Source organism: Streptomyces sp. AF1A (genome assembly GCF_047340315.1).
In the GTDB taxonomy this organism is placed as follows: Bacteria; Actinomycetota; Actinomycetes; order Streptomycetales; family Streptomycetaceae; genus Streptomyces.
Genome location: NZ_JBLEBI010000268.1, coordinates 1 through 6659, shown reverse-complemented (window position 1 = coordinate 6659; position 6659 = coordinate 1). Strand labels below are relative to the sequence as shown.

Annotated in this window: 5 protein-coding genes and 1 pseudogene; 1 reads left to right on the top strand and 5 read right to left on the bottom strand. The window is 68.8% G+C overall.

What is annotated here, in order from left to right; translation table 11 throughout:
- Positions 1–190 precede the first annotated feature (190 nt).
- The gene (locus ACLU3S_RS35100; RefSeq protein WP_413956020.1) at positions 191–2809 is read left to right on the top strand and encodes a glycosyltransferase family 1 protein; all 2619 of its coding nucleotides are present in this window, start codon (positions 191–193) and stop codon (positions 2807–2809) included.
- A gap of 109 nt (positions 2810–2918) precedes the next feature.
- Here the strand turns inward: ACLU3S_RS35100 and ACLU3S_RS35095 are convergent, their stop codons facing one another.
- From ACLU3S_RS35095 to ACLU3S_RS35075, 5 genes and pseudogenes are all read right to left on the bottom strand, one after another.
- Positions 2919–3743 (bottom strand): M55 family metallopeptidase, encoded by an 825-nt coding sequence (locus ACLU3S_RS35095; RefSeq protein WP_413956019.1) that lies wholly within the window; start codon positions 3741–3743, stop codon positions 2919–2921.
- Positions 3744–3981: 238 nt separating this feature from the next.
- Positions 3982–4179, bottom strand: coding sequence for a DUF397 domain-containing protein (locus tag ACLU3S_RS35090; RefSeq protein ID WP_413956018.1), 198 nt, complete (start codon positions 4177–4179; stop codon positions 3982–3984).
- Between the two features lie 7 nt (positions 4180–4186).
- Positions 4187–4510, bottom strand: a pseudogene (locus ACLU3S_RS35085) (Scr1 family TA system antitoxin-like transcriptional regulator); the annotation flags it as partial.
- Between the two features lie 714 nt (positions 4511–5224).
- A complete protein-coding gene (locus tag ACLU3S_RS35080) occupies positions 5225–5527 on the bottom strand; it encodes a hypothetical protein (protein ID WP_413956017.1) in 303 nt (100 codons plus the stop codon).
- Positions 5528–5843: 316 nt separating this feature from the next.
- A complete protein-coding gene (locus ACLU3S_RS35075; protein ID WP_413956016.1) occupies positions 5844–6614 on the bottom strand; it encodes a transposase in 771 nt (256 codons plus the stop codon).
- Positions 6615–6659: the final 45 nt, after the last annotated feature.

Here is a 6659-nt window from a genome sequence, read left to right as displayed (position 1 = left end):
TTAACTACTCACGCGTATGTCCACGCACAAGACCGGCCCTCTTGTGCGGGTGCCCCGGGGCGTGCTCCCCACGCCCCGACACCCCCGCCCGGTACGTCCCCACCGACGCCCCGGTAACCACTACCGTCGAGGGTGACGACGAGACGTACAGCGCCGTGCGTCTCACCCCGCGATGCGTCCGAGGTGGAATGTGAAGGCGATCCGTCGGTTCACCGTCCGTCCCGTTCTCCCCGAACCCCTCCGGCCGCTGAGCGACCTGGCGCGCAACCTGCGCTGGTCCTGGCATGCGGAAACACGCGACCTGTTCCAGTCCGTCGACCCCGAGGCCTGGGCCGCCGCCGGGCGCGACCCGGTGCGGCTGCTGGGCCGGGTGCGCCCGGCACGGCTCGCCGAGCTGGCCGGGGACCGGCGGTTCCTGCGCCGCCTGACCGCGGTCGCCGACGACCTCGACGACTATCTGACCGGCGACCGCTGGTACCAGGCGCAGGCCGCGGGCCTGCCCGCCGCCGTCGCCTACTTCTCACCCGAGTTCGGCATCACGGCCGCGCTGCCCCAGTACTCCGGCGGCCTCGGCATCCTCGCCGGCGACCATCTGAAGGCGGCCAGCGACCTCGGCGTGCCGCTGATCGGGGTCGGCCTGCTGTACCGGCACGGCTACTTCCGGCAGACCCTGTCCCGGGACGGCTGGCAGCAGGAGCACTACCCGGTGCTCGACCCCAACGAACTCCCCGTCACCCAGCTGAAGGAGCCCGACGGCACCCCCGCGCAGGTCTCCCTCGCGCTGCCGGGCGGCACGGCGCTGCACGCCCGGATCTGGGTGGCGCAGGTGGGCCGGGTACCGCTGCTGATGCTGGACTCGGACGTGGAGGGGAACGACCCCGGCGAGCGCGGGGTCACCGACCGGCTCTACGGCGGCGGCAGCGAACACCGGCTGCTGCAGGAGATGCTGCTCGGCATAGGGGGCGTGCGGGCGGTGCGGACGTACTGCCGGCTCACCGGGCACCCCGAGCCGGAGGTGTTCCACACCAACGAGGGCCACGCGGGCTTCCTGGGCCTGGAGCGGATCTCCGAACTGTGCGAGCGGGGGCTCGACTTCGACGCCGCGCTGGAGGCCGTGCGCGGCGGCACGGTGTTCACCACGCACACCCCGGTACCGGCCGGCATCGACCGCTTCGACCGGGAGCTGGTCGCCCGCCACTTCGGCCCCTGCGCCGAGCTGCCCGGCATCGACGTGCAGCGGATTCTCGCGCTGGGCATGGAGACCTACCCGGGCGGCGAGCCGAACCTGTTCAACATGGCCGTCATGGGCCTGCGGCTGGCCCAGCGGGCCAACGGCGTGTCGCTGCTGCACGGCCAGGTCAGCCGGGAGATGTTCGCGGGACTGTGGCCGGGATTCGACGCCGAGGAGGTGCCGATCACGTCCGTGACCAACGGGGTGCACGCACCCACCTGGGTCGCCCCGGAGGTGCTGCGGCTCGGCGCCCGCCAGATCGGCGCCCAGCGGGCCGAGGACGCGATGACCGTCGGCGCCTCCGAGCGCTGGGACGCGGTCGCGGACATCCCCGACCAGGAGATCTGGGAGCTGCGCCGCACCCTGCGCGAGCAGCTGGTGCTGGAGGTGCGCGACCGCCTGCGCGCCTCCTGGCGGCAACGCGGCGCCGGAAACGCCGAGTTGGGCTGGATCGAGGGCGCCCTGGACCCGGACGTGCTGACCATCGGCTTCGCGCGCCGGGTGCCGTCGTACAAGCGCCTGACCCTGATGCTCCGCGACCGCGACCGCCTGATGGAGCTGCTGCTGCACCCGGACCGCCCGATCCAGATCGTGGTCGCGGGCAAGGCGCACCCGGCGGACGACAGCGGCAAGCGCCTGGTCCAGGAACTGGTCCGCTTCGCCGACGACCCGCGCGTGCGCCACCGCATCGTCTTCCTGCCCGACTACGGCATGGCGATGGCGCAGAAGCTCTACCCCGGCTGCGACGTCTGGCTGAACAACCCGCTGCGCCCGCTGGAGGCCTGCGGCACGAGCGGCATGAAGGCGGCCCTGAACGGCTGCCTGAACCTCTCGGTCCTGGACGGCTGGTGGGACGAGTGGTTCCAGCCGGACTTCGGCTGGGCCATCCCCACGGCGGACGGCACGGGCACGGACGCCGACCGCCGCGACGACATCGAGGCGGCGGCGCTCTACGACCTGCTGGAGCAGCGGGTCACCCCGCGCTTCTACGAGCGCGGACGCGGCGGCCTGCCCGACCGCTGGATCCAGATGGTCCGCCAGACCCTCACCCTGCTCGGCCCCAAGGTGCTGGCCGGCCGCATGGTCCGCGAGTACGTCGACCGCCTCTACACCCCCGCCGCCCAGTCCCATCGCGCCCTCACCCCGGACACGTCCCGGGACCTGGCCGCATGGAAGGCCAGGGTGCGGGCCGCCTGGTCCGGCGTGAGCGTCGACCACGTCGAGACGACCGCGACGACGGCCACGGCGGAACTGGGCACGACGGTGGGTCTGCGCGTGCGCGTGGGGCTGGGCGAGCTCACCCCCGACGACGTCGAGGTCCAGGCGGTCTCCGGCCGCGTCGACGCGCAGGACCGCATCGCCGACGCGGCGGTCGTCCCGCTGAAACCGGCGGGCGCCCCCGACCTGGAGGGCCGCCTGCTGTACGAGGGCCCCCTCTCCCTCGACCGCACCGGCCCCTACGGCTACACCGTCCGCATCCTCCCGGCGCACAGGTTGCTGGCGTCGAGCGCGGAGATGGGGCTGGTGGCGGTGCCGTCCGAGGAGGTGGTGGAGGGGGCGGGGGTGTTGCTGCGGTAGCCGCTGGCGCGGGCCGCGCTACGAGGCATACGTCAGGCCCTCTTCGTCAAGGCCTCTTCTTCCGGGCCTCATGAAGAGGTTGAAGGATGCCCAGGAGATGCAGGGGGACCTATTCGGCGATGCCTCGGGTGAGCAGGACGAGGGTGACGAAGGCGCGGTACAGGCGGACCGGATCGTCGTCCGTGAGGCGGACGGTCAGCTCGTCGTCGCGGGCCACGCCGTTGATCCAGGTCGCCATCTCGGCCAGATCGGCGTTGCGGAAGCGGACGGTCAGCGTGGCGGGCAGGTCGATCGCGGGCGGCCGGGCGTCCGCCAGTTGCCGCACCGCGGCATCGGCGGCCTGCCTGATCACGTCGCGGGCCTGCTCCGGATGCATGCTGTCGGCGGCGAAGCGGGAGACCGAGTTCTTCACCACCGCCGCCCTGATCCCGGGGCAGAAGGGCTCTGCCTGTGCGGCGGTGACGTCGTCACCGGTGACGAGCACGACCGGGACCTGGTACCCCAGCGCGACCAGGGCGTTGATCCCGGCCTCTCCGGTCGGCACGCCGTTCAGCCGGACCTCGGCGATCGCGCGCGGGTTGTACGTGTGCGACAGCGTGGCCGGGGCGCCGGACATGGAGCCGTGGTACGCGACGAAGAAGACGGCGTCGAACGACGCGTCGAGCCCCTGCATCATGTACAGCGGCTTGTGCCGGCCGGACAGGTAACGCGCCCGGTGTGCAAGGCGGTCCGGCCGCAGGTTCGACATAGCCGAGTGCGAGTCGTTGACCAGGAACTCCCCCGCGCCGGCTGCCGCCGCACCCTCGATCGCCGCGTTGACCTCGTGCTCCAGCAACTCCCGGTAGTGGCCGTACTCCGGGCCCGACGGCCGGCACTGATCCCAGTCGACGATCCCTGCCACGCCTTCCATGTCCGAAGAGACGAAGACCTTCATCCGTGTGCCACCTCGACATCCCTCGCTGGTTGATGCGTTCAGTGGCAGATCATCGACCGTGCCGGGGAAGTCCGGTAGTGGACGCGCGCCTGGTCCGCCACAGCGATTGCGGCGCCTGACGCAGGCCCGGCTCGGCGCGCCGACCGTCCCCGGTCATCCATGACCTGCCGAGTCGGCCTTCCGGATCGGGTTACGCGCAATGCTGTCCTGCCCCGGGGAGCGACGGAAGTGGGGAGCGCTAAGACGTCGCCGGTGACTCGGACGCCTCCTTCAGGGCATCGATGAAGAGGGCGAACGATCCGGCCGGGACGGTGAGGGGGCCTATGGCCGGGTCCTTGGAATCGCGGATGGCTATGCGGGTGGGGCGGGTGGCGATCTCTACGCAGTTGTTGCCGTCATCCGGGCCCGAGTAGGACGACTTCCGCCAGTTGTCCATGGGTGCCTCACAGCTCCTTCGCCAGCCGGTGGATGAAGTCACGCGACCGTTCGGGGTCGAGCGACACGGCCTCCACCTTACGGAAGCGCGTTCGAAAGGCGCTGAGCTGCGCTTCGGAGTCGATGAAGGCAGAGCCATGGGGGACGTCACGCACCACGGTGTCCAGCTTGGGAACGAGGCCTCCGGCGTAGACCATGGCGCTCGAAGCGCTGGCGAAGCCGTCCAGGTCGAAGGGGATGACGCGCACGGTGATGTTGTCAGCCTCGGAGACCTCCAGGAGCTTGGCGAGCTGCGCCCGAGAGGCGGCGCGGTCGCTGACGCCACGGACGCGACGGAGTTGTTCGACGCGGAGTGAGAGCGTGGCCGTCGGGCGGTTTAGGAGCCACCCGGCCAGGCTGGTGCCGGAACCGGGAACCTTTGCCCTGGTTGCGTAGGCTGGGTCGCCTGGGGCGGGGAGGGTGGGCATGGCGCTGAGGCCGTCGATTGACGAGGCCGTGGGGCTGCTGGAGGCAGAACTCCGAACGGGACAGCAGACGACTGCATGCCTGGGCGCGGAGGACGTGTGGGAAGCCTTCCTGCGTTTCGGTCGACACTTGTTCGACGTCTCTGATGTCCCTGACGGTGATGGGCTCCTTTTCCAGTACGGGACCTACTCGTTCGACGGTCGTCCGACGTTCATGGTGGACCTTGCACGTCAGTTCGCAGTTACCGATGTCAATGGTGATCACGGTCATTACGTGCAGCTGCACTGCGAGATCCGCTTCGGACCGGAGCCCGCCCTGCAAGTCTTGGGAAGCTTCCACTCGTGGTTCTTCCTGCCGAAACCCCCGATTTCTCCGCCGCTCATGCCACCTTCCGCGCAGGCAGCGTACGGGTCATGGGCGTCGATACCGACACCTCCCGAACCGCGCCGCGCCGTCCGGTCGGCTCCGTGGACCCCCTCATGCCGTAGCCCTGCTGGCCGCCAGCCACGGGTCACGCGCGGCCAGCCGAGATGCCCTCTGCTTCCTCGAATGGCGCGTATCCCAGTTCCGGTGCGTGTTGCTTAATCTTCGGTCTCAACAGCTGTTATAACGACACCCTTCTTGAGGTCAATAAATTCCCTGCTCGAAAAGTGCACCTTGGCGCTGTGTGGCGGTTCCAGGAAGTCGACTGGCCGCTCGTAACGGTGAATCCAGTCAAGTGTTAGACGTGAGTGGTTGCCGCCGCCATCGACGCCTGGCAATGATACGAATTGCTGACCGGTGCGCGCGATGCCTCCTACGCACCGAACAATGCAAACGGCGGTAGTTACGCTATTCTCTTCCATCGAATAAATCTGCAGCTGTGCTGCATAATTGTCATCCACGCCTGTAAGCCTCTGCCACGAATTGCTTTATCTGTTCTGGTGAGAGTTTCGGTATGTCCCATTCTAGCCTCGATCTTGCATGAGGGTCCGTCAGCTTGCTGACGGACCCTCATGCAAGATCGAGGCTAGCTCGTTGATCACGTCGTACAGAGAGGAGAGCTGATGGTCGGCTCGTCGCATGAGGCGCTGCACCGGATCTTCCAGAAGGATCCGACGCTGCTGACGAAGGCCTTACAGAAGGTGCTGCACGTGCCCTTCCCTTAGGGCTGTCCCGTAAATGATCTTTGACGTGTGTGTTGGCCTGCTGGTTTCTGCGTCACCCGGCAAGGACGAGGTTGTGCAGGCGGGCGATGCCGAGCATGGCGTGGTGAATGCCGTCGCCTTTCAGTCGGCAGTCGCGAAGGATCTTCCAGCCCTTCATACGGGCGAAGACGTGCTCCACGCGGGCACGGACTTTGCGGTGGGAGGCGTTGTGCTCCTCCTTCCAGGCCGGGAGTTTGCTCTGGCCTTTTTCGCGGCGGTGCGGGATGACCAGGCCGGTGCCGCGGTAGCCGCCGTCTGCGATGACTGTGGTCTTGCCGACGGCGTGTTTCGCGCCGGACAGCTTGCACGCCGTGCAGTCGTTGCGGTTGCCGGGGACCGGCCGGCCGACCGCGACGACGAGCCGGGTGTCGGCGTCGATGACGACCTGGTGGTTGGTGGAGTACCGGTAGTTCTTGGACTGCTCGGCGATGGCATGGTCGCGGGTGGGGACCAGGGTGCCGTCCACGATCAGCACGGTGTCCTTGCGGAACCGCTTGCGCTGCTGGAGCGCGAGAGCGGGCCCGAGGTGGTCGATGATGCGATCGGCCGCCGACTTGGACACCCCGAACAGCGGGGCCAGTTGGCGCAGGGTCAGGTTCGTGCGCCAGTACGCGGCGACCAGGAGCACGCGGTCCTCCAGGGGCAGGCTCCAGGGCCGGCCCTTGCGCACCGGATCCGCACCCTCACGCCGCAACGCGGTGATCAGCTTGCCGAACTGACGCGGACTCAGCCCGGTGAACGGGGCTATCCAGGACGGCTCCGACGCCGTGATCACACCAGCCACGGCAAGATCATCTCACCCGTGACCAGCAGTTACGGGACAGCCCTT

Excerpts from the sequence above, each read along its gene's own strand:
- ACLU3S_RS35095 (WP_413956019.1), bottom strand. The coding sequence starts at position 3,743 with ATGAAGGTCTTCGTCTCTTCGGACATGGAAGGCGTGGCAGGGATCGTC.
- ACLU3S_RS35090 (WP_413956018.1), bottom strand. The coding sequence starts at position 4,179 with ATGGACAACTGGCGGAAGTCGTCCTACTCGGGCCCGGATGACGGCAAC.